Source organism: Streptococcus sp. 3109 (assembly GCF_013276905.1).
Lineage (GTDB): Bacteria > Bacillota > Bacilli > Lactobacillales > Streptococcaceae > Streptococcus.
On sequence record NZ_VMLY01000006.1, the window covers coordinates 157411 to 181170 of the forward strand.

Sequence of the window (23760 nt, forward strand, 5' to 3'; positions counted from 1 at the left end):
ATCTATGGCTCAGTTAACTGTCCAGATCGTGACACCAGATGGCCTCGTCTATGATCACCATGCCAGCTATGTATCGGTTCGAACTCTGGATGGTGAGATGGGGATCTTGCCACGACATGAAAATATGATTGCGGTTTTAGCAGTTGATGAAGTAAAGGTAAAACGTATTGATGACGAAGATCACGTGAACTGGATTGCAGTAAACGGCGGTGTTATTGAAATTGCCAATGATATGATCACAATCGTCGCTGACTCTGCAGAACGTGCTCGTGATATCGATGTCAGTCGTGCAGAACGTGCCAAGCTTCGTGCAGAACGTGCAATTGAAGAAGCACAAGACAAACACTTGATTGACCAAGAACGTCGTGCGAAGATTGCACTGCAACGTGCCATTAACCGTATTAATGTCGGAAATAGACTATAAGAAAAAAATGAACTTGAAAATACCAAGTTCATTTTTTATATGTTTTATTAAGGAGCAAAACGGATGCAGACTGCTTCGGGAATATGGAAGTCATTGGAGAGTTCTGCTAGACGACCATTGTCACAATTACGTTTAAAGACAGTTGCATTGTCAGAGTCTTGGTGGACAGCAATGAGAAATTTTTGGTCAGGTGTCAAATCAAAATCACGTGGGGTTTTACCATGTGTTGGAACGATTTCTAGCAATTCTAAGCTACCATCCGCAAGGATGGTATATACTGCGATAGAATCATGGCCACGGTTAGAAGCGTAGAGGTATTTACCGTCTTTAGAGAGACGAATAGCAGCGGTTCCATTAAAGCCTTCGTAAGCTTCTGGTAAAGTTGAAATCACTTGCATACGTTCAAATTCGCCAACGCCATCGTAGATTAAAACCTCGATAGTACTATTGAGTTCACAAATGAGATAAGCGATTTTATAGTGGTTATGGAAAACGATATGGCGTGAGCCTGCTCCTGGCCGGCTGTGATAGGTATAGAGTTTAGATAATTTCCCTTCTTGATCAAGGTCATAAGTGATGACTTGGTCAGTACCCAAATCACAGGTCACTAGATAGTGGTCAGGTGTTAAATCTGTATAGTGAACATGAGGAGATGCTTGATTCTCATGTGGACCTTGGCCACTGTGTTGATCTACATCACTAAATAAAAGACTACCATCTTCCTGACGTTTATAAACAAGCACCTGTCCTTTGTGGTAGTTGGCTGCATAGACCAAATTACGCTTTTCATCGACAGCAACATAACAGTGGGGGGCTCCCTCCTCAACGACATGATTTAACACAGTCCCGTCAGTTTGATAGGCTGCAATTCCCCCCTTATCGTTTTGACTACCAACGGTGTATAGGTGTTGGTGCTGGTCAAAGGCAAGGTAGGTTGGACTTGGCTCAGCTGCAAAAAGTTCTAGATTTGAAAGCTGACCAGTTTCTGTATCAAAGTCTGCCTTGTAAATCCCTTGGGAAGTACGACGTGTGTAAGTTCCAAAATAAACAGTTTCTTTCATAACTCTACCTCTATAATAAAGATAAGACTATTATATCACAAAAACAAGCCAATTAAAGACATCCAATTAGATGTAAGCACTTTAAAAAAATAATTGATTGTTTTTTTGAAAAATATAATAACATTGAGATTATTTTCCTTACTTTTCTTTTTAAAAGTGCTATAATGAATTCATAAAATGTTTAAAGGAGTCCTTACTATGAAAAAACGAGTTTTTCTAGTAGCTGGTGTAGCTATACTCTCGGCGGCTATGCTAGCAGCGTGTTCAACAGGTGGTAAAGATGCTACTAAACCTGTTACCTATACCTATGTCTTCTCTACAGATCCTACGACTCTGGACTATACAGTTTCTGGAACTGCTAGCACTAAACAAATTACAGGTAATGTTATTGATGGTCTACTTGAAAATGACCAATATGGGAATCTGATTCCATCAGTTGCAGAAGATTGGACTGTTTCAAAAGATGGTTTGACCTATACCTATAAAATCCGTCAGGGTGTCAAATGGTATACTAATGAAGGCGAAGAATATGGTGAAGTCAAAGCTCAGGACTTTGTAACTGGTCTGAAGCACGCAGCTGATAAGAAATCACAGGCTCTTTATCTGGTTCAAGACTCAGTTCAAGGTTTGGACGATTATGTCAATGGGAAAACAACAGATTTCTCTACTGTTGGTGTAAAAGCGACAGATGATTATACGGTTGTTTACACTTTGAATCATCCAGAATCTTTTTGGAATTCCAAGACAACAATGGGCGTTCTTGCCCCAATTAGCGAGGACTTTTTGGCTTCTAAAGGAGATGACTTTGGGAAGGCGACTGATGTAACAAGCATTCTTTATAATGGTGCCTATCTCCTCAAGGGCTTGACATCTAAATCTTCTATTGAGATGACCAAAAATCAAAACTATTGGGACAAGCAAAATGTCTTTATTGATGATATTAAATTGTCTTTCTTTGATGGTCAGGATGCCGATTCTCTTGGACGTGGCTTTGATGAAGGACATTATCCAGCGGCACCTCTCTTTAAAAATTCTGCCAATTATGAACGTCTAAAAGAAAAATACAAGGATAATATTGTGTATGGACCACAAAGAGGCGGAACTTACTATATCTCAACTAATATCGATCGTGTAGCTTATAATCATACTGCTAAAACAAGTGATGCGGAAAAATCATCCACTAAAAAGGCTTTGTTGAATAAAGATTTCCGTCAATCCTTGGCTTTTGCGGCAGATCGTACTGCTGCAGTATCTCAAGTATTTGGGGACGAAGTGGCACCTCGTAAATTACGTACAAGTTTTACCCCTCCAACATTTGTCCAAGTTGGAGAGCAGTCATTTGGGCAAGTAGCTAAGGCAGAACTGGATAAGTTAGATGATGTATGGAAAGATGTCAGTCTTGATGATGCACAAGATTCACTTCATAATGTAGACAAGGCTAAAGCTAAATTTGAAGTTGCTAAGAAAACACTTCAAGCCGATGGAGTACAGTTCCCCGTTCATTTAGACCTTCCAGTTTCCTCTACTCAGACAGATTTTATTCGTCAAGCCCAATCTTATAAACAATCCATTGAGGAAGCCTTAGGCTCTGAAAATATAGTGATTGACATTCAACAAATTTCTGATGATGAATTGGGAAATATGACAGTATTTGCAACATCAACTGACAATACTGATTGGGATATCAATGTAAATAGTGGTTGGAGTCCGGATTATGCAGACCCATCAACCTATTTAGATGTATTTGATCCAACATCTGGCCCAACTCTTCTAGGAGCACTTGGTGTAGCACCAGGTACAGATAATCCGGCAATCAAAGCTGTTGGTTTAGATAAGTTTAAAGAGTTAATTACGGATGCTAGTGGTGAGAAAATAGATCTGCAAAAACGTTATTCTAAATATGCTAAAGCTCAAGCTTGGTTAACAGATAGTGCCTTGGTTATTCCTGTACACTCAGATGGTGCCCAAATGCTAATAACGAAGAAAGTTCCAGGTAGCGGTGCAGGTGGTTGGGTAGGTGATAAGACAAGTGAAAACAGCTACAAGTACCAAAAATTACAAGACAAGATTGTCACTTCTAAAGAAATGGATGACTTCCGTAAGAAATTTGCTGATGAAAAAGCCAAATCAAATGCTGATTATCAGAAGAACTTAGACCGTCATATTCAAGACTAATCGAATCTCCTCTTTTGAGGGGATTTTTTATGTCGCTGTCTCCATGTAATACTCAATGAAAATCAAAGAGCAAACTAGGAAGCTAGCCGCAGGCTGTACTTGAGTACGGCAAGGCGAAGCTGACGTGGTTTGAATTTGATTTTCGAAGAGTATAAGCACTTAAAAAAAGAGTTATTTTACTTCAAAAATGGTATAATGAGAGAACGATAGAAAGGAAGTATTTATGGAGCAAAAAGAGAAACATTTTAGCCTATCTTGGTTTTTTAAGTGGTTTTTAGATAACAAGGCCATTACGGTATTTTTAGTAACCTTATTATTGGGATTGAATCTTTTTATTTTAAGTAAGATTAGTTTTCTATTTTCACCTGTTTTAGACTTTTTAGCAGTTGTGATGTTGCCAGTCATTCTATCTGGTTTACTATACTATTTACTGAATCCTATTGTTGATTGGATGGAGAAGCGTAAGGTTAATCGTGTTATAGCTATCACTATTGTCTTTGTTATCATCGCTCTCTTTATCATTTGGGGCTTGGCAGTCGCCATTCCAAATCTGCAACGCCAGGTTTTGACCTTTGCAAGAAACGTTCCTGTTTACTTAGAAGATATAGATAGGATTGTTAATGGCTTGGTAGCCCAGCACCTGCCAGATGATTTCAGACCTCAGTTAGAGCAGGTTTTGACCAATTTTTCTAGTCAGGCTACAGTTTGGGCAAGTAAGGTTTCATCTCAGGCAGTCAACTGGGTGAGTGCCTTTATTAGCGGGGCATCTCAAGTGATTGTTGCCTTGATTATCGTTCCTTTCATGCTCTTTTATCTCTTGCGTGATGGGAAAGGTTTGCGTAACTATTTGACCCAATTTATGCCAAGAAAATTGAAAGAACCTGTTGGACAAGTTTTATCAGATGTGAATCAACAGTTGTCTAACTATGTTCGAGGGCAAGTGACAGTGGCTATTATTGTAGCAGTAATGTTTATGATCTTCTTCAAGATCATTGGTCTACGCTATGCAGTTACGTTGGGTGTTACTGCTGGTATTTTAAATCTGGTTCCTTATCTTGGTAGTTTCCTAGCCATGCTTCCTGCCCTAGTATTGGGTTTGATTGCTGGTCCAATCATGCTTTTGAAAGTAGTGATTGTCTTTATCGTAGAACAAACTATTGAAGGCCGTTTTGTGTCTCCACTGATTTTGGGAAGTCAATTAAACATCCATCCCATTAATGTTCTCTTTGTTTTGTTAACTTCAGGATCTATGTTTGGTATCTGGGGAGTTTTACTTGGTATTCCAGTTTATGCCTCTGCTAAGGTTGTCATTTCAGCCATTTTCGAATGGTATAAGGTAGTCAGTGGTCTATATGAATTAGAGGGCGAGGAAGTCAAGAGTGAACAATAGTCAACAGATGTTACAGGCTTTGGAGGAGCAAGATTTAACCAAGGCTGAGCATTATTTCGCCAAAGCTTTAGAAAATGATTCAAGTGATCTTCTGTATGAGTTGGCAACTTATCTTGAAGGGATTGGTTTCTATCCTCAGGCCAAGGAAATTTACCTGAAAATCGTAGAGGATTTCCCAGAGCTTCATCTTAATCTAGCATCAATCGCTAGCGAGGATGGTCAAATCGAAGAAGCCTTTGCCTATCTTGAGGAAATCCAAGCTGACAGTGACTGGTATGTGTCGGCTTTGCTTCTTAAGGCAGATCTTTACCAGCTGGAAGGTTTGACGGATGTGGCGCGTGAGAAATTGCTGGAGGCTTTGAGTTATTCAGATGATCCTCTCTTGATATTGGGATTAGCAGAGTTGGATAGTGAGTTGGAAAATTACCAAGAGGCCATTCAAGGCTATGCCCAGTTAGATAATCGCTCAATTTATGAGCAAACAGGCATTTCTACCTATCAACGGATTGGCTTTGCCTATGCCCAGTTGGGGAAATTTGAAACGGCTACTGAGTTTTTAGAAAAAGCCCTGGAGTTAGAATACGATGACCTAACAGCTTTTGAGCTGGCCAGTCTTTACTTTGATCGAGAAGAATACCAAAAAGCTGTCCTCTACTTTAAGCAGATCGATACCATTTCTCCTGACTTTGAAGGCTATGAGTATGGCTATAGCCAGGCCTTACATAAGGAACATCAAGTTCAAGAAGCCCTGCGTATCGCTAAGCAAGGCTTGGAGAAAAATCCATTTGAAACTCGTCTCTTGCTGGCTGCTTCACAATTTTCTTATGAATTGCATGATGCAAGTGGGGCAGAAAATTATCTCCTTACTGCAAAAGAAGATGCTGAGGATATGGAAGAAATCTTACTCCGTCTTGCAACTATTTATCTGGAGCAGGAGCGTTATGAGGATATTCTAAACTTACAGAGCGAGGAGCCAGAAAATCTCTTGACCAAGTGGATGATTGCTCGTTCCTATCAAGAAATGGATGATTTGGATACTGCTCATGAGCTTTACCAAGAGTTGGCAGGAGATTTAAAGGACAATCCAGAATTTCTGGAACACTATATCTATCTCTTGCGTGAATTGGGACATTTTGAAGAAGCAAAAGTCAATGTGCAAGCTTACTTAAAACTGGTTCCAGATGATGTGCAAATGCAAGAACTGTTTGAGAGATTGTAAGAATGTTTAAACATATAGAACTGTAGTTTATCTCTTTTGATAGCTACGGTTTTTATTTGTATATGATAGAATTTTTTTACAAAAATGGTTGGTTATTTTGTTTATTCATGCTATAATAGGAACAATTACTTTTAGGAGGTGCAGTATGTCTTATTTATTTGAGATATTACCGAGTTTACTGAATGGTGCGAGCACGACTGTACAGGTCTTTGCACTGGTCTTGCTATTTTCGATTCCTTTGGGCGTTTTGATTGCCTTTGCCTTGCAAGTCCATTGGAAGCCCCTCCATTATCTGATTAACATTTACATCTGGGTTATGCGAGGAACCCCCTTACTCTTGCAATTGATATTTATTTATTATGTGCTCCCAAGTATTGGGATTCGTCTGGATCGCCTTCCTGCTGCCATTATTGCCTTTGTTCTCAACTATGCAGCTTACTTTGCAGAAATTTTCCGTGGGGGAATTGACACTATTCCAGGAGGACAGTATGAGGCTGCCAAGGTCTTGAAGTTTAGCCCTTTTGACACAGTGCGCTATATTATCTTGCCCCAAGTGACCAAGATCGTGCTTCCTAGTGTCTTTAATGAAGTTATGAGTTTGGTCAAGGATACTTCTTTGGTCTATGCTCTCGGAATTTCAGACCTTATCTTGGCTAGTCGAACAGCTGCCAACCGTGATGCTAGTCTAGTTCCTATGTTCTTGGCAGGTGCCATTTACTTGATTTTGATTGGGATTGTGACAATTATTTCCAAAAAAGTTGAGAAGAAGTATAGTTATTATAGATAGGAGGCTGCCATGTTAGAATTACGAAATATCAATAAGAAATTTGGAGACAAACAAATCCTGTCTAATTTCAGTCTAAGTATTCCTGAAAAGCAAATCCTGGCTATCGTTGGACCTTCTGGTGGAGGTAAGACGACCCTCTTACGTATGCTTGCGGGTCTTGAAACCATTGATTCAGGGCAAATCTTTTATAATGGACAACCTTTAGAGCTGGATGAATTGCAGAAGCGAAACCTACTGGGATTTGTCTTCCAAGATTTTCAACTGTTCCCTCATTTATCAGTTCTGGACAATTTGACCTTATCGCCTGTGAAGACCATGGGAATGAAGCAGGAAGAGGCTGAGAAGAAGGCGCGTGGTCTCTTGGCACAATTAGGACTAGGAGGACACGCAGATGCCTATCCCTTCTCACTATCTGGTGGGCAAAAGCAGCGGGTGGCTTTGGCGCGTGCTATGATGATTGACCCAGAAATCATTGGCTACGATGAACCAACTTCTGCCCTAGATCCAGAATTGCGCTTGGAAGTGGAGAAGCTAATCTTGCAAAATAGGGAACTTGGTATGACACAGATTGTGGTTACCCACGATTTGCAGTTTGCTGAAAATATCGCAGATCAGATTCTCAAGGTTGAGCCTAAGTAGGAGGTGTCGATGACTAATAAGAAAATTGTTTTAGTATTGTTTTCTCTCCTGACTCTCTTTTTAACAGCTTGTACTCAGAAGGCTAGTGATCCAAAGCAAGATAACTGGGATAAGTATCAAGAGCAAGGCAATATAACCATTGGTTTTGACAATACCTTTGTACCCATGGGTTTTGAAGAAAAGAATGGCCAATATACGGGCTTTGATATTGACTTAGCACAAGCAGTTTCTGAAAAATTAGGTTTTAAGGTGCAATTTCAGCCAATTGACTGGGATATGAAGGAGACGGAACTGCAAAATGGAACTATAGATGCCATCTGGAATGGCTATTCTGCCACTGATGAACGCCGAGAGAAGGTTGCCTTTAGCATTCCATATATGGAAAATCAGCAAGTTCTGGTTGCGAAGAAAAGCCAGCAAATTCATTCAGTAGAGGATATGAAGGATAAGATCTTGGGTGCCCAAGCTGGTTCCTCTGGTTATTTAGACTTCGAAGCCCAGCCAGATTTACTGAAAAATCGTGTCAAAGACCAGAAGGCTAATCAGTACCAGAGTTTTAATGAGGCCTTGATTGATTTGAAAAATGACCGGATTGATGCTCTGTTAATTGACCGAGTGTATGCCAATTATTATCTTCAGTCTGAAGGGATATTAAATGACTATAATGTTTTTTCAGCAGGATTTGAAAGTGAATCTTTTGCGGTCGGAGTTAGACCAGCTGATAAAAGATTATTAACAGCATTAAACCAGGCCTTAATCGAACTATACCAAGAAGGAAAGTTCCAAGAAATTAGCCAAAAATGGTTTGGAGAAGATGTAGCAACCAAAGAAGTAAAAGAAGGACAGTAAGATAAAATAGTGGCTGAGACTGCGTTTTGATTAGCAAAACGTAGTTTTTTTGTTATCTAGGAAAACGATAATAGCGATTGAATCTGGATAATTGAATATGGAATAGCCCACTGTGATTTCTAAACCATTGTTAAAAATTGATTTGACTTTCAAAATTAAAATGTTCTGTAATGAAATGCTGATGCAACTGTTTTAGGAACAATAAAACGCATAATATCAAGGTTTTTGCACCTTATATTATGCGTTTTTGTGATTGTTAGCTGATTTTTTACAATCCAGCAAAGTCCTTGATTTCTTGTGCTGACATTGAAGAGTCGCAACGGACGTTGATTTGTCCATCTGCAATGTGAACAAATCCTGGTACAGTTGGGATTCCATAGCGTGAGCGGAATGCTTGCAACTCATTGAGTTGGCTTGGTTCTTCACTATTGATGAAGTAGATGTGAGCTTTGGTTTCAGCTACGACACCTGCCAAGGTACCAGCAAATTTACGGCAGTAAGGGCAAGTTTTGCGACCGATAAAGAAGGTTGCAGTTTCTTTTTTATCAAGAGCTTCTTGCGCACGCGCAACTGTAGTGACTTCAAGGTCTTTGATATTATCTAAAAATTGTTCCATGAGATTACCTCGCTTTCATTGATAAGTCTAGTATGCCATAAAGTTTCTAAAATTGCTTAGATTTGATACGAAAAAAAGATGAGATTGGTTAGTCTCATCTTTTATAGGACTTTATTTTACAAAAGCATTGATTTCTGCTTCGATATTAGCAATCTTGGCTTGTGATTCTTCGTTTGTTTCCCCTACAACTGCAATGTAGAACTTGATTTTTGGTTCTGTCCCTGAAGGGCGAACGGCAATCCATGAACCGTCAGCAAGTGTGTATTTCAACACATCACTTGGAGGAGTTGTCAAGTTTGTAACAGTACCGTCAGCAGCAGTAGCTGTTTGAGCTTTGAAGTCTTCTACGACAGTGATAGCTGTTGCATTCCATTCTTTTGGAGCATTGTTGCGGAATTTAGCCATAATTGCTTTGATTTGTTCAGCACCATCCACACCTGAAAGGGTAACAGAGATAGTTTTTTCTGCGTAGTAACCGTACTCTTTGTAGATTTCTTCGATACCGTCAGCAAGTGTCAAACCGCGTGAACGGTAGTAGGCAGCAAGTTCAGCAACGACTAGAACGGCTTGGATAGCATCTTTATCACGTACGAATGGTTTAATCAAGTAACCGAAGCTTTCTTCAAATCCCATCATGTAAGTGTGATTGTGTTTTTCTTCGAATTCTTGGATTTTCTCAGCGATAAATTTGAAACCTGTCAAAACGTTGAACATGGTTGCGCCGTAGCTTTCAGCAATCTTCGTTACCAAGTCAGTTGATACAATCGATTTGCAAAGGGCTGCATTTTCAGGAAGAGTTCCAGCGTTTTTGTGGGCTTCCAAGATGTATTTAGCCATGATAGCGCCGATTTGGTTACCTGAAAGGTTGAGGTAGCTACCATCTTTTTGAAGAACTTCAACACCAACACGGTCAGCGTCTGGGTCAGTTGCGACAAGAACATCTGCACCAACTTGACGACCAAGTTCTTCAGCAAGGGCAAAGGCTGCTTGGCTTTCTGGGTTTGGAGATTTTACAGTTGAGAAGTCTGGGTCAGCAGTTGCTTGAGCTTCTACGACTTGAACAGAGTCAAATCCTGCTTGGGCAAGAGCACGACGAGCCAACATTTCCCCAGTACCATGAAGTGGTGTGTAGACAATCTTCATGTCTTTACCAAATTCTTCAATCAAGGCTGGGTTGATGTTTACGTCCTTAACTTCTTTAAGGTATTCTACGTCAACAGCTTCGCCGATAACTTCAATCAAGCCCGAAGCTTTTTCAGCCTCCACATCAGCAACTTCAACTGCAAATGGGTTTTCGATTGCACGGATATAAGTAGTCAAAGCGTCCGCATCGTGTGGAGGCATTTGTCCACCGTCTTCACCGTAAACCTTGTAACCGTTAAATGGTGCAGGGTTATGGCTGGCTGTGACCATGATACCCGCGAAACAGTTGAGGTGACGAACTGCAAATGATAATTCTGGAGTTGGACGAAGGCTTTCAAATACGTAAGATTTGATGCCGTGTTTGGCAAGAACTGCCGCAGATTCAAAGGCAAACTCTGGTGAGAAGTGACGGCTATCGTAGGCGATTGCGACACCACGTTCTTTTTCGTTTCCACCTTTTGACTCAATCAAACGAGCCAATCCTTCAGTAGCTTGACGAACAACGTAGATGTTGATGCGATTTGTACCAGCACCAATCAAGCCACGCATCCCTGCAGTACCAAATTCAAGATTTGTATAGAAGGCATCTTCCTTAGTTTTTTCGTCCATATTTTCTAAATCTTGACGAAGGTAGTCGGGAAGCTCCGCAAAATCAACCCATTTCTGGTAATTTTCTTGGTAAGACATTCAAATTCTCCTTTATTTTTAAAACATTTAATCAGTTTGATTATATCATTTTTTTTAGTTTTAGTAAAACCTTATCTGCTTCTAAAATCTCTTCAAACCAGGTCAGATTGAATTTGGGGTTTATATGATGTTGAGTCTAGGAAAAATTCAATCTCAGTAAAAAAGTAAGTCTTCTCATAATAAAACATTGATACCAAACGTTTTATTATGAGAAGACTTTTACCCAGCATCTTTAATCTGTGATTAGACGTTTAGTTCTAAGAATGCCATCTTTACTAGATGGTTTTCTTGACCGTTATTGGTGATAATCTTCCAGCAAGGCTTCAAACTCAGATACTGACATACCCAGCTGTTGGCTGGCAAATTCAGTGCTTAATACATGTTGGCGAACTAGATTTGCTAACATAGCGAAACCGCCTTCTGCACGCCCTCTCTCCAACCCTTTCTCCTCAGCTTGTTCCAAAGCATAGTCCTGTGCTAACAAGGCTTGTTCTTCACGCATACGTAGTTGACTAAACATCTTCCTGTCCTCCTCGGACCAGCTCTTATAGTCCAGCAGTTGGTCTGCCTGGCTGATGGCTCGCTCTGGTTGTTGGGTAAAGGGCTTGTTGCCGAAAAACTCCAACCACGGCTTGCGAACCTCGTCTTTGCTGGTTTCTCTATATTTTTTAAGTTCTAAGAAAGCCATCTTAACCAGATGTTTTTCTTGACCGTTATTTGTGATGGTTAAGACTTCACCTGTCGTGTCCTCGCGCATGCTAAAGCTATGAAAAGCTAAGTCATCTGAGAAGTAGTTGCTGTCCACAATTGCGATAGCGTATACTGGTGCGATGTGTTTATAGCTCTGGTGTGTATCACCTTCTCGTTGGCGAATTTTTTCAAGGTTTTGATTGACCTGACTGCACAGGTAAGCCCACAGGCGATTGATGAAAAAATTCTGATGATGCACCTGAATCTCAATGATAACTTGAGTGCCATTGTCCAACTCCGCTAACACATCTATACTGGTATAGAAATCCTGCGCCGAGTAGGGCAGGGAAGGCAAGACATGAATGTTACTTCCCTCCAAAATGGTCACATTTTTGGCTGGTAAATCCAGCATATCGCGAATAAATTGACAAGTGATTTCTGGATTACTAAAAATCTTTTTAGCAACCAAGTCATTAGTTGGGCTAATGCCCGGATGACGTAAGGTCATATTCTTTCTCCTTTCATTATAGCACATTTTTTAATCTAATTTGCTAGATTCTATGCTTCTATCTATTTATTCGGAAAAGAAAGGGAAAAGTTCAAACTTTCCTGAAAATAGCAATACATTAAGTAAAAAAAGATAGCCAAACTCTTTCTATCAAGAAATTTAGCTATCTTTTTTAGGTTGTTTTAAGATTGCATAACGCTTACAGATTTCTCACTTATGTTCTTCCAGCAGTGCCTCAAACTCAGCCACAGTCATGCCTAATTGCTGGCTGGCTACCTCAGAAGTCAGAAGACCTTGGCGGACCATATCTAGGAAGGCAAAAAGTTTTCCACGTTCAAGTCCTTGTTCTAAACCTTTTTCGATGCCCTGTTCAATCCCCTCTGCGCGACCACGCTCCAAGCCCTTTTCCTCAGCTTGTTCCAAAGCATAGTCCTGTGCTAACAATGCCTGTTCTTCTCGCATACGTAGTTGACTAAACATTTTCCTGTCCTCCTCGGACCAGCTCTTGTAGTCCAGCAGTTGGTCTGCCTGGCTGATGGCTCGCTCTGGTTGTTGGGTAAAGGGTTTATTCCCAAAAAACTCCAACCAGGGCTTGCGAACCTTGTCTTTGCTGGTTTCTCTATATTTTTTTAGTTCTAAGAAAGCCATCTTAACCAGATGATGTTCCTGTCCGTTATTGGTAATGGTTAAAACCTCACCTGTCGTGTCCTCTCGCATACTAAAGCTATGAAAAGCCAAGTCATCTGAGAAGTAGTTGCTGTCCACAATTGCAATGGCGTAAACAGGAGCGATATGCTTGTAACTCTGGTGGGTGTCACCTTCACGTTGACGAATTTTTTCTAGATTTTGATTGACCTGACTGCACAGATAAGCCCATAAACGATTAATGAAAAAATTCTGATGATGTACCTGAATCTCAATAATTACTTGAGTACCGTTGTCCAACTCCGCCAAGACGTCTATACTAGTGTAAAAATCCTGAACTGAGTAAGGCATGGAAGGCAAGACGTGAATATTGCTTCCCTCTAAAATGGTCACATTTTTGGCTGGCAAGTCCAGCATATCGCGAATAAATTGACAAGTGATTTCTGGATTGCTAAAAATCTTCTTAGCAACCAAATCGTTAGTTGGGCTAATGCCCGGATGTCTTAGAATCATCCTTTTCCTCCTTTTATTATAGCACATTTTTTAATCTAGGTTTGCTAGATTCTCTGCTTCTATCTATTTATTCGGAAAAGAAAGTGAAAAGTTCAAACTTTCCTAACAAAAAAGATAGCCAAACTCTTTACATCAAGAAATTTAGCTATCCTTTTTAGTTGTTTTTGTATCGTGTAATATTTACAGATTTCTCACTTATGTTCTTTCAACAGTGCCTCAAACTCCGCCACAGTCATACCCAGCTGTTGGCTGGCAAATTCAGTGCTTAATACATGTTGGCGAACTAGATTTGCTAACATTGCGAAACCGCCTTCAGCTCGCCCACGCTCTAGTCCCCGCTCCAAACCCTTTTCTTCAGCTTGTTCCAAGGCATAGTCCTGCGCTAACAAGGCTTGTTCTTCGCGCATACGTAGTTGACTAAACATTTTCCTGTCCTCCTCGGACCAGCTTTTATAGTCCAGCAGTTGGTCTGCTTGGCTGATGGCTCGCTCGGGTTCTTGGGTAAAGGGTTTGTTCCCGAAAAACTCCAACCACGGCTTGCGAACCTCGTCTTTGCTGGTTTCTCTGTATTTTTTTAATTCCAAGAATGCCATCTTGACCAGATGGTTTTCTTGTCCATTGTTTGTGATGGTTAATACCTCACCTGTCGTGTCCTCGCGCATGCTGAAACTGTGGAAAGCTAGATCATCTTGGAAATAATTACTATCCACAATTGCAATAGCGTAAACAGGTGCTATGTGTTTGTAGCTTTGGTGGGTATCACCTTCACGCTGGCGAATTTTTTCAAGATTTTGATTGACCTGACTGCACAGGTAAGCCCACAGGCGATTGATGAAAAAATTCTGATGATGTACCTGAATCTCAATGATAACTTGGGTTCCATTGTCCAACTCCGCCAAGACGTCTATACTGGTATAGAAATCCTGCGCCGAGTAGGGCAGGGAAGGCAAGACGTGAATATTACTTCCCTCCAAAATGGTCACATTTTTTGCTGGCAAGTCCAGCATATCGCGGATAAATTGACAAGTGATTTCTGGATTGCTAAAGATTTTCTTAGCAACCAAATCGTTAGTTGGGCTGATGCCCGGATGACGTACAGTCATATTTCTTCTCCTTTCATTATAGCACATTTTTTAATCTAGGCTCACTAGATTCACTGCTTCTATCTATTTATTCGGAAAAAGTAGAAAAAGAGTAGAAAAAATGTCAAATTGTCTCATTTTTTAAAGAAATAAGTGTAAAAGTTAATGGAAATCTAAAAGCAAGCTGGAAAGGTCTCAAAGCACGGCGCTGAGCTTGCTGATAGGAGGAAGTAAGTCCATAAGATGCACACGACAAGGCAAGGATGATGAGGCTTCATCTTTGGTGTTGGCTTACTGATGATGGACTTCTAACCTAGCTTTGGTCTTAGTAAAAAGAGTCGTCTTTCCATTCAAAAAATTTGAAGTTTCAAGCCGACTGGTGTATAATATATTCATGAATTGTATTCTATTATATAGGAAGTAATAGGGCACAATATATATATATATATATATATATATATATATGGAGTGTAAGAATGAATCATCCAGAAAAACAATTAAAATACAGTATACGGAAAGTGAGTGTCGGTGCAGCTAGTGTTGTCATTGGGGCGCTCTATCTTTTGATGGGAGCTGGGATTGCTCATGCTGAGGGCGTGGAGTCAGCGAGGGAAACTGAGAGGGCAGCAAACCCGACAGATCCAGAACAGTCTGGAAATGGAAAGACAGGAAACAAGCCTGACCTCAGCAATACAGATGCAGCAGCAAATACCTATAATGCTCCCGTAGCTGAAAATCCGCTAGTAGCTCCAGAAGCTGCCAAACCTCGTCGGACTAAAAGAGCGTTACCTGATGGGGATGCAAGTAATCCATCGAGTGGAGCTACAGGAACTGAATCAGGAGAGAACCAGCCAACAGGTGAAAATTCACCTGTACTGGATGCCAATCGTAAAGGTGAGACAGTAAAAGACTATCAGCCTGGGGTACATGTACCTACAGATGGAGAAAAGGGTTCGGATGATAAGAATGCCCACTTAACATTTGATACTCCTGGTAAGAATGCTACAGTTGAGTACATGTACAAAATCATCCAAAATATGCCGGATGACTTCCAAAACAACGAGCGTTCATACTTGAGAAATATGAACACCCTTGGGGATGCACTGAGATTTAAAGACGGAAAAGTCGTTAAAGATGAAGATGGCGAGAAACTACAAGATGGTGAAATTCGTGAAATTAACGAGTTCGGTGGTTGGAAAGCTATAGACGGTGGAACATTCGCCATCGGTAAGAAAAATGCTCAAGGGTATTTCACTGGTTGGTACTATAAAAAGGGTTCAACCACAGAAAAAGAGCAAGGCGGGATGCTTGGTTCTGATGCACTTGACCGAGTCTACCTTCACGAGCAAGCATTAGACCGTCGCTTCAAATATATGTTAATGCTTGCTAAAGGACGTACTATCGCCAATAGAACTGATACAGCACAAGATGGATCTACGTTTGAAATAAAGACAGAGAAAAGAACTGGGAATACTCTTGATAAATTACCTGTAAAAGAGAAGGAAGATATTCTCCAACATTCTCCAAATATTGAGGGATTCAATGGAATAGAAAAAACCTTCACTGCCTTTTCTACCAAATATGGAAGTCGCTTGAAAATCGACTTTGTAACAGGGTATATCTCAGACTATGAAGGGTCAAAAGGGACCTATCGTATTGTTGTTAAAGCTATTAAAAAGGATAAGAATGATACTTCAAAAGAAGTGGAAGAGACCATCTATGACCACACTATCAACCGAATTGACGGAGTAGTAGAGAACGAAGAACGTTACAGCCAAGGTGTGGATTTAAGTGAGGTTAATAGATTAATTAAAAAGCTTTTAAAGATCGAGTACGATAACAAAGTCAATACTCTTGCAGCTGAAAAATATAAGAAAAAATATCCAGATGAAAGAAGACCAAATAAAGACAAACTAGCAGCTTTGAAAGAGGAAGTAAAACAAGAACTCGCTAAAAATGGAGATGCTATAGTTGAGTTGCCAGTAGATAAGGATAAATTAAATGAAAAAACCTTCAAAAAGGAGACTGGTTTTAAAGAAACGTTTACTAGATATGGAAATGATTTAAATAATCATTTAAAAAATATGACGGATAGTGAGGTTCAAAAAAACTCTCCAACATGGAATAATTATTCTACGGAAAAAAATGCAGATGGAACAATAAAAAGTAAAGACCCAGATCGTGTCTATAAATTATTAGATTTTGTATTGCCGACTGCGAAAAAAATTATCTATCATGGAGATACAGACCAATTAGAACTCCAAACGGATCCAGAAAAAGTGAAGAATCATCGTGAAGAGCTTGCAGCTAGACTGAAAACAAAAGAAGCTAGCTTAGCAAGCAGTACGAATGAAGAGGAAAAAACTAAACTTAAAAAAGAAATCTCTGCCTTAAAATCAGCCCTTGGATCTACAAACGCCTACACTTACCTGGAAGCAAGAAACGGTAGTCAAGAAGCAAAAATCCTTGGATCACACATGGAAGCGGAAGTGCAACCTGATGCAAGTCAACTAACAGAAGCTGACTACAATAGAATAAAGACCAATGAACTTGCTGCGAAGGAAAAAGATGGTCTTTCAAAATTCACTGCCTATTTTGTTGAAAAAGAAAACGTTATACGTAATAATGTAATTTCTGATGAGGAATTATCAGAAAAAATTCATGCGGAAATTGGTGGAGATAATGACAAACTAGGTAAAGGTGGATACTTCTCAACAGGAGATATTCCATTAGGTAAAGACGTTGTAGCCTATAAAGTGCAAGTGTTTGCGGAAAATGAAAAACGTGTTGGTGTTAACAAGCAAAGTCCAAGACTTCAATATAACTTACCAATCCTAGCCGATTTCTCAGTAATCCAAGATACCGTAGAACCGTCTAAAGAAGTAGCCAAACGAATCATTGATAAACAGGTGGAAGATAAAAAAATTCCACCAGAAGAAGGGAAAAAACTCAAAGGAAAAATCGATGAAAGTAAGAAAACATCGGAAGTTAGAAAAGCTATCTCTGGTAATGTAAAGGTCAAGTATGTCGATGAACAGGGACAAGATATACCACTATCTGAAGAAGACGCTAAAAAAGTCGGAGAAAAATCTGATAATGGTACCTACTTCGTAGAAAAAGAAGCCCTTATTGGGTCAAGCTACGATGTAACAAGTAAGAAATTACGTGGGATTAACACAGGTGAGAAAAAATACCGCCTTAAAAGATCGTTAAATGATGGATTATATGCAGGATCAGAGGCTGTTACAGGCTCAGTGACTTCAACTGATAAGATTGTAACCTTTGTCTACGAAGAAGGGGAGCCAGCCAAAGCAAAAGCAGTTGTTCATGTGAAGAAGCAACAAGAAGCAGGAGACCCTGTCGAATTAGTTGACCATAAGCTAAATCTTGAAACAGAAGTAGGCGAAGAATTCCCATCAAAATCTGTAGAAGACAAAGTAAAAGAGTTGCAAAACTTAGGATATGAAATCGTCGATAATACCTTTACAAAGGGAATTCCTGATTCAAGAAAAGGAGACGACAAAGAGGATAAAGACGGAGAAGAGCCAACGCAGTCTTATACGATTACTGTAAGAGAAAAAGTGGAAACAGTAACAGAGCCGAAAAATCCAAACGATCCAGTAGATCCGAATAACGGAGAAGGACCAAAATGGCCAGAAACAGGACTAAAAGAATCTGATCTTAAAAAAGAAGTAACAAGAACAATTACTTACGTTAAGAAAGAAACACCAGACGGACAAGAAGAGCCAAGTGGAGTAGAAAATAAGGTAGATAAAGTTCTATTCAAACGTACTGCAACATATAACTTGGTTACTAAAAAAATCACTTATGGGGAATGGACGGCAACTACGGATGAAAGCCATCCAGCAAGTCAATTACCAGCAGTCGATACACCATTAAAAACTGGCTATGTAGCGGATATTAAACAAGTAGAAGGGCAAGATGCTCCAAAACCTACTGAGACTGGTGAAGTAACAAACATTGAGAAAAAAGTTGTTTATACTAAGTTAGGATCATGGGTACCGAAAATACCAGGAAAAGATTCAACACCAATTCCATATCCAAACGATCCAAAAGATCCAACAAAACCTAAATATCCAGATTATCCAAAAACACCGGAAAATCCGGATGGAACACCAAACCCTCAACCTGAGAACCCAGGAGGAAATAACACTCCCGGTGGAGGCAATGAGACCCCAGGTGGTGAAACTCCAGGAACTCCTGAAAAACCAAAAACTCCAGAATTGCCGGTAATTCCATACGAACCAGGATACACACCAAAAATTGGTGAAACACCGTTAGAACCAGTTGATCCAAAAGATCCTAAAAAAGGATACAAGGTACCAGAAATACCAAAGGATCCTCAAAATAATACTATAATTGAGTACAAACCAAATCCACAAAAAATTCTTATCAAAGTTGTAAACGTCACAACTGGAGAAGAAGTAGAATTACCTAAAGAAAAACTTGAATTCAATGGCGTTTCTGATCAAGTAGTAACAACAGAAGATAGGGAAAAAGTTGATAATAAAATTGCATCTTTAAAACAACGAGGATATATCGTATCAACGAAGAACCCTATATCAGAAACAACTAAATATGATACAAAGGACGATTCTACAGAACCAACACAAATTTACAAAATTGTAGTAAATGAACTTATATCAAAAGATAAAGAAATTATACCAGTAACACGTACAATTAAATACGTTCAAATCGATGTTAAAGACGGAAAAGAAGTCAAAACAGAACTTAATACAGAAAAAATCAAAACAAAAGTAGATAAAGTTGAATTTTCAAGAGATGCATCTACTAGTTTGACAACATATATAACAAAATTTGGCAATTGGGATACTGAAACAAAAGAGTTATCAAAAGTTAATACACCTGTATTAGATGGATACCTTGCAAGTGTCGCTTCTGTAGAAAATAAATCTGTTTCACCTGATACAGAATCATATGAGGTGACAGTTGAATACAGAAAAATCGGTTCATGGGTGCCAAAAGTACCAGGAAAAGAAGAACCAACACCAATTCCGTATCCAAATGATCCAGATGATCCAACTAAGCCTAAAACTCCAGATTATCCAACCGCTCCGCCACAACCAGGTCAACCAGTACCGAAAGTGCCAGTGATTCCATACGTTCCAGGCTATACACCTAAGACACCAAACGGAACTCCATTAGTACCTATAGATCCGGAACATCCAGAAAAAGGATATAAGGTGCCACCAGTTCCAGAAACGCCAGATGATCCTAAGATGGATACACCAATCAAGTATACACCAGATGGACAAAGAGCTATTGTCAAATTTGTTGTCGTAGGCGAAGATGGAAAAGAAACGGAGCTTGTTGCTTCAAGGATGTCGCTGACAGGTAAAACTGGAGAGGAAATCCCAACAGAAAACTTTAATGATACATTGAAGAAACTAACAGGTGACCCAGTTAATAATGGTGACTACGAGTTAGTAGACAATCCTCTAAAAGATGGAGCAACATTTGATAACGTAAAAGATGAAGAAGGAAAAGATCCGTCTCAAGTCTTTGTTGTGAAGTTACGTCAAATCTATGTTATTCCACCGACACCGAGAATTGTCGAACGTCCAAGCGGTAATACTGTAGAAGTTGACGTGCCAAATAAAGATGCCGATACTTTATCTATTACATTTACAAAACGAAACAGTACTGAAAAAGAAACTATCGTTACGAAGAAAGATAAAGATGGTACGTGGAAAATTGAAAAATCTCCAGTTGGAGTGACTATCAATCCGACGAATGGTCGTGTTTACATTCCAAGTGAACAAGTTCAACCGAAGACATGGGTAGATACGCAAACAAAACATAAGTACAAACAAAGTAAGATTGTTAGCGTTATGCCGAATATTCTTGATGTACCTAAATTTGAAGGAACAACAGAATGGATTGACGTAAATGGAAATGTCTTAAGACCAACTGAAAATGGTTTCCATGAAAAAGGTCGAATTGCAAATCATGTTTGGTTGGAAAGTCGTTTGGAAGGAAATAAAGTCACACATATTTTCTTTGCAGGTTCTCCATCTGTAGACAAGCCAGAATATAAAATTACAGTCTGGTTTGATAAAGATGGTAATCCACTTAAACCAGATCAACCAGGTACTCATGAAGCTGGAAATATTCCAGGATACAGATATATTACAACTGTAACGGAGGATGGTATTACGATTCATCGATTTGAAAAGATACCGCCAGTTCTTCCTAACGAACCAATTCCAGATAGGCCTGAGGAGCCAAACCCACAACCAAATCCAGAGCATCCAAGTGTTCCTACTCCAAGCCCAGAACTACCAAATCAAGAGACTCCAATACCAGAGCCAACTCCAGAACCAGATACTCCAAGACCTGAAACTCCAGTGAGTCCAGATCCAGAAGCTCCGACTTATGAGACAGGTAAGAGAGAGGAGTTGCCAAATACAGGTACAGAGGCTAATGCTGGCTTAGCTGGGGCAGGATTATTGACCTTGTTAGCTGGTTTGGGACTAGGATTCTTCAAGAAGAAGGAAGAAGATGAATCCGAATAATATAAAAACGTTGCTTCTTGCCAAAAGTTGGATGAGTTACCTGGCTTTTGGCTCGGAGTCAACAATCTATAAACTAAAATAAAAGTAAAATTGAGGAAAATATGTCAAGACAATCAACTAAGAATAAAAAATACGCTTTACGCAAAATCGGAAAAGTTTTCGGTTCCTGTGTAGTGGCTACTATCATTACCCTAGGTGGTGCTGCAATAATGGCACCAAATGTTACAGTTTATGCTTCAGATACTATTGCAGACCCCGGAGAGAATAATATTGAAAATTTCGCATCTAATGATGATGGTTATGAAGTTATTATTCCAAAAGGTAAGAAATACGTTCGAAATGATGAGATTGAAAGTCACACACCTGTCCTTAAAGAGGAAGGGTATAATGGGCGAAGTTTTATTTTACCTAAAGAGGGAGAGGAGGATTATTTTTTTGATCATCCAATGTCAAAGTTGTTTACAAAATTGTATGACAAAGATGGAGATGATACTGTTGATGATGAATACAAAAATCCAGAACCTGTAGATAATAGCCATGCTGGGGAAACAATTGACGGCAAAACTGTCCCATATAGAAGTGAAATAGATCCTAAATATCCTCATGTGGTTGACTCAGGGTTAACTGGTGATGGTCTAAACAATCCAGGTGTGTGGAAATACAATCCAGATGGAAAATATGAAGCTAGTGATGGGCAAATTGATGAGCAAGACACTATAGTTGTTGCTCGTAAACCTATTAGGGTTGATGAGAATGCTGATGACAACGTTGTTAATGAAGACGGCTCAGTAGTATTATCGTCTCACTATAGAATCCAAGTAAACGAAGGAGAAAATGCTGATAAAAAAGACGATGTTTACGAAGTCGGAACAAAACCGAAAGTTGTAGAAACACCAATTGATTACCCAACACGTTATGAAAAAGATGATGAATCACCTAAAGGTAAAGAAACAGAAGTAACGCCAGGTGTAAATGGTAAAACAGTTACGACAACAACCTATGAAGTGGATCCTAATACAGGTAAAGTGACTGAAAATCCATCAACGTCAGAAACAACACCCCCTGTTACAAGAGTTGTGAAAATCGGTGCCCAACCTAAGGTTGAAGAAACACCAATTGATTACCCAACACGTTATGAAAAAGATGATGAATCACCTAAAGGTAAAGAAACAGAAGTAACGCCAGGTGTAAATGGTAAAACAGTTACGACAACAACCTATGAAGTGGATCCTAATACAGGTAAAGTGACTGAAAATCCATCAACGTCAGAAACAACACCCCCTGTTACAAGAGTTGTGAAAATCGGTGCCCAACCTAAGGTTGAAGAAACACCAATTCCATTCCCAACTCGTTATGAGGATGACAACTCAATTCCAGAAGGGGAAGAGAGAGAAGTTACAGCTGGTGTCAATGGTGAAACAGTTAAGACTACAACCTACGCAATCAACCCTGATACAGGTGAAGTGACTGCAAATGAACCAACAAGTGAAACTACAAACCCAGTTACACGTGTTGTAAAACGTGGTACACAACCAAAACCAGGGGAAACACCAGAGACTCCACAACCTGAACAACCAACCGCTCCTGAGGAAGCACCAGCTCAACCAGGACAGCCATCTGAGCCTGCAGACCAACCAAATCTTAAGGTAGCTCCGCCGACTATCGCTATTGTGGAAGAAGCGAATAAAGCAAGCATCGAAGTAAAAGCTCCTAAGAAAGATGCGGATACGGTCAAAATCACTTATCCTAAGAGTGATGGTTCTGGTGAGGAAGTTCTCACTCTTACCAAGCAACCTACTGGTGAATGGACTTTAGACAAACAACCTGAAAATGTTACATTAGACAAGAAAACAGGTACTGTAACCATTCCACGAGAATCAGTTGTCAATAAACAAAAAGTCCAAGCTCAAGCCAAGCATAAAACGAGTGCTTATACTCCGTTTGTATACGCTGCTTTATCAATCGAAGCAGCAAACCCAGAGTATCCAGTAACGCTATGGGTAGATAGAGCAGGAACTGAGCTTAAGAAACCAGTAGATGGCAAACAACCTGCTGGCGAAATTCCAGGCTACAAGTGGCTATCTAGTCGCTTAGAAGAAGGCATTTTAACGCATACATTTGAGAAAGTAGCGAATGGAACACCAAGCTCACCAGAAAGCTCAACTAGTCATCCAATGACTCCGTCAAGTTCGCCATCAACTTCAACGCCAGAAAAACCAAACAAAGCTGAAACTCCAGCGGTTCGTACAGTATGGCGCGATGAAAACGGAAAAGACTTGAAGGTTCCATCAGTTGATAAGGAAGAAGCAGGTGAAGTTCCAGGCTATGAATTTGTTGAGAGTCACCGTGAGGGAGATAACTTGACAGTTCATGTGTTTAGAACCAAGCAAGCTCAAACTCCTGCTCCAAAAGACCAAACTCCAAGCCCAGCACCATCTAAAGTTTCAGAACAAAAAGGTGAAGCAGTGGCTACAGCTACATCAGAAAAGACAGTAGATAGTGTAACATCTACCAAAACATCTGATAAAGCAGAGTTGCCAAACACAGGTACAGAAGCTAATGCTACCTTGGCTAGCGCTGGTATCATGACCTTGTTAGCAGGTCTAGGACTAGGATTCTTCAAGAAAAAAGAAGACTAAAAACTCATAGTTTTTAAGAAGATGATTCGTCATCTTCTTTTTTTGGCTCATTGTCAACTGTAGTGGGGTGGAGAAAAGCTAATACTCTTCGAAAATCTCTTCAAACCGCGTCAACGTCGCCTTGCCGTAGATATAT

The 23760-nt window shown here is 39.8% G+C and carries 15 protein-coding genes; 9 read left to right on the plus strand and 6 right to left on the minus strand.

The window, feature by feature from the left end; translation table 11 throughout:
- The first annotated feature begins 4 nt into the window (after window positions 1–4).
- Window positions 5–424: a F0F1 ATP synthase subunit epsilon gene (locus HT698_RS04180; protein WP_119947746.1), complete on the plus strand. Its 420-nt coding sequence runs from the start codon at window positions 5–7 to the stop codon at window positions 422–424.
- A 47-nt stretch (window positions 425–471) separates the two neighbouring features.
- On the opposite strand, the gene HT698_RS04185 is transcribed toward HT698_RS04180, so the two are convergent.
- Window positions 472–1485 carry a lactonase family protein gene (locus tag HT698_RS04185; RefSeq protein WP_173218086.1) on the minus strand — a complete coding sequence of 338 codons (1014 nt, stop codon included), beginning with the start codon at window positions 1483–1485 and terminating at the stop codon, window positions 472–474.
- 198 nt (window positions 1486–1683) lie between these two features.
- Between HT698_RS04185 and HT698_RS04190 the strand changes: the two genes are divergently transcribed.
- The 6 genes from HT698_RS04190 (at window position 1684) to HT698_RS04215 (ending at window position 8544) form a co-directional block, all read left to right on the plus strand.
- Entirely contained in the window at window positions 1684–3660 is a 1977-nt protein-coding gene (locus HT698_RS04190) for a peptide ABC transporter substrate-binding protein (protein ID WP_173218084.1), read from the plus strand.
- Window positions 3661–3883: 223 nt separating this feature from the next.
- A complete protein-coding gene (locus HT698_RS04195; RefSeq protein WP_173218082.1) occupies window positions 3884–5050 on the plus strand; it encodes an AI-2E family transporter in 1167 nt (388 codons plus the stop codon).
- The gene (locus HT698_RS04200) at window positions 5040–6269 is read left to right on the plus strand and encodes a tetratricopeptide repeat protein (RefSeq protein ID WP_173218080.1); all 1230 of its coding nucleotides are present in this window, start codon (window positions 5040–5042) and stop codon (window positions 6267–6269) included. Before HT698_RS04195 ends, HT698_RS04200 begins: the two co-directional genes overlap by 11 nt.
- 145 nt (window positions 6270–6414) lie before the next feature.
- Window positions 6415–7056: an amino acid ABC transporter permease gene (locus tag HT698_RS04205; RefSeq protein WP_173218078.1), complete on the plus strand. Its 642-nt coding sequence runs from the start codon at window positions 6415–6417 to the stop codon at window positions 7054–7056.
- A gap of 9 nt (window positions 7057–7065) precedes the next feature.
- Window positions 7066–7695, plus strand: coding sequence for an amino acid ABC transporter ATP-binding protein (locus HT698_RS04210; protein ID WP_173218076.1), 630 nt, complete (start codon window positions 7066–7068; stop codon window positions 7693–7695).
- A gap of 9 nt (window positions 7696–7704) precedes the next feature.
- Window positions 7705–8544 (plus strand): amino acid ABC transporter substrate-binding protein, encoded by an 840-nt coding sequence (locus HT698_RS04215; protein WP_173218074.1) that lies wholly within the window; start codon window positions 7705–7707, stop codon window positions 8542–8544.
- 268 nt (window positions 8545–8812) lie between these two features.
- On the opposite strand, the gene HT698_RS04220 is transcribed toward HT698_RS04215, so the two are convergent.
- From HT698_RS04220 to HT698_RS04240, 5 genes are all read right to left on the minus strand, one after another.
- Window positions 8813–9160 carry a thioredoxin gene (locus HT698_RS04220; protein WP_000434635.1) on the minus strand — a complete coding sequence of 116 codons (348 nt, stop codon included), beginning with the start codon at window positions 9158–9160 and terminating at the stop codon, window positions 8813–8815.
- A 111-nt stretch (window positions 9161–9271) separates the two neighbouring features.
- Entirely contained in the window at window positions 9272–10990 is a 1719-nt protein-coding gene (locus tag HT698_RS04225; protein WP_000121686.1) for a phospho-sugar mutase, read from the minus strand.
- A gap of 295 nt (window positions 10991–11285) precedes the next feature.
- The gene (locus HT698_RS04230) at window positions 11286–12188 is read right to left on the minus strand and encodes an Rpn family recombination-promoting nuclease/putative transposase (RefSeq protein ID WP_173218072.1); all 903 of its coding nucleotides are present in this window, start codon (window positions 12186–12188) and stop codon (window positions 11286–11288) included.
- 210 nt (window positions 12189–12398) lie between these two features.
- A complete protein-coding gene (locus HT698_RS04235; RefSeq protein ID WP_173218070.1) occupies window positions 12399–13346 on the minus strand; it encodes an Rpn family recombination-promoting nuclease/putative transposase in 948 nt (315 codons plus the stop codon).
- Between the two features lie 191 nt (window positions 13347–13537).
- On the minus strand, window positions 13538–14449 hold the full coding sequence (locus tag HT698_RS04240) for an Rpn family recombination-promoting nuclease/putative transposase (protein WP_173218068.1): 912 nt from the start codon (window positions 14447–14449) through the stop codon (window positions 13538–13540).
- A gap of 455 nt (window positions 14450–14904) precedes the next feature.
- On the opposite strand from HT698_RS04240, the gene HT698_RS10285 reads away from it, so the two are divergent.
- The gene (locus HT698_RS10285) at window positions 14905–20985 is read left to right on the plus strand and encodes a YSIRK-type signal peptide-containing protein (protein ID WP_173279712.1); all 6081 of its coding nucleotides are present in this window, start codon (window positions 14905–14907) and stop codon (window positions 20983–20985) included.
- A gap of 101 nt (window positions 20986–21086) precedes the next feature.
- Window positions 21087–23624, plus strand: coding sequence for a G5 domain-containing protein (locus tag HT698_RS04270; RefSeq protein ID WP_173249579.1), 2538 nt, complete (start codon window positions 21087–21089; stop codon window positions 23622–23624).
- The last annotated feature ends 136 nt before the right edge of the window (window positions 23625–23760 follow it).

Excerpts from the sequence above, each read along its gene's own strand:
- HT698_RS04180 (WP_119947746.1), top strand. The coding sequence starts at position 5 with ATGGCTCAGTTAACTGTCCAGATCGTGACACCAGATGGCCTCGTCTAT.
- HT698_RS04185 (WP_173218086.1), bottom strand. The coding sequence starts at position 1,485 with ATGAAAGAAACTGTTTATTTTGGAACTTACACACGTCGTACTTCCCAA.
- HT698_RS04190 (WP_173218084.1), top strand. The coding sequence starts at position 1,684 with ATGAAAAAACGAGTTTTTCTAGTAGCTGGTGTAGCTATACTCTCGGCG.
- HT698_RS04195 (WP_173218082.1), top strand. The coding sequence starts at position 3,884 with ATGGAGCAAAAAGAGAAACATTTTAGCCTATCTTGGTTTTTTAAGTGG.
- HT698_RS04205 (WP_173218078.1), top strand. The coding sequence starts at position 6,415 with ATGTCTTATTTATTTGAGATATTACCGAGTTTACTGAATGGTGCGAGC.
- HT698_RS04210 (WP_173218076.1), top strand. The coding sequence starts at position 7,066 with ATGTTAGAATTACGAAATATCAATAAGAAATTTGGAGACAAACAAATC.
- HT698_RS04215 (WP_173218074.1), top strand. The coding sequence starts at position 7,705 with ATGACTAATAAGAAAATTGTTTTAGTATTGTTTTCTCTCCTGACTCTC.
- HT698_RS04220 (WP_000434635.1), bottom strand. The coding sequence starts at position 9,160 with ATGGAACAATTTTTAGATAATATCAAAGACCTTGAAGTCACTACAGTT.
- HT698_RS04225 (WP_000121686.1), bottom strand. The coding sequence starts at position 10,990 with ATGTCTTACCAAGAAAATTACCAGAAATGGGTTGATTTTGCGGAGCTT.
- HT698_RS04230 (WP_173218072.1), bottom strand. The coding sequence starts at position 12,188 with ATGACCTTACGTCATCCGGGCATTAGCCCAACTAATGACTTGGTTGCT.
- HT698_RS04235 (WP_173218070.1), bottom strand. The coding sequence starts at position 13,346 with ATGATTCTAAGACATCCGGGCATTAGCCCAACTAACGATTTGGTTGCT.
- HT698_RS04240 (WP_173218068.1), bottom strand. The coding sequence starts at position 14,449 with ATGACTGTACGTCATCCGGGCATCAGCCCAACTAACGATTTGGTTGCT.
- HT698_RS10285 (WP_173279712.1), top strand. The coding sequence starts at position 14,905 with ATGAATCATCCAGAAAAACAATTAAAATACAGTATACGGAAAGTGAGT.
- HT698_RS04270 (WP_173249579.1), top strand. The coding sequence starts at position 21,087 with ATGTCAAGACAATCAACTAAGAATAAAAAATACGCTTTACGCAAAATC.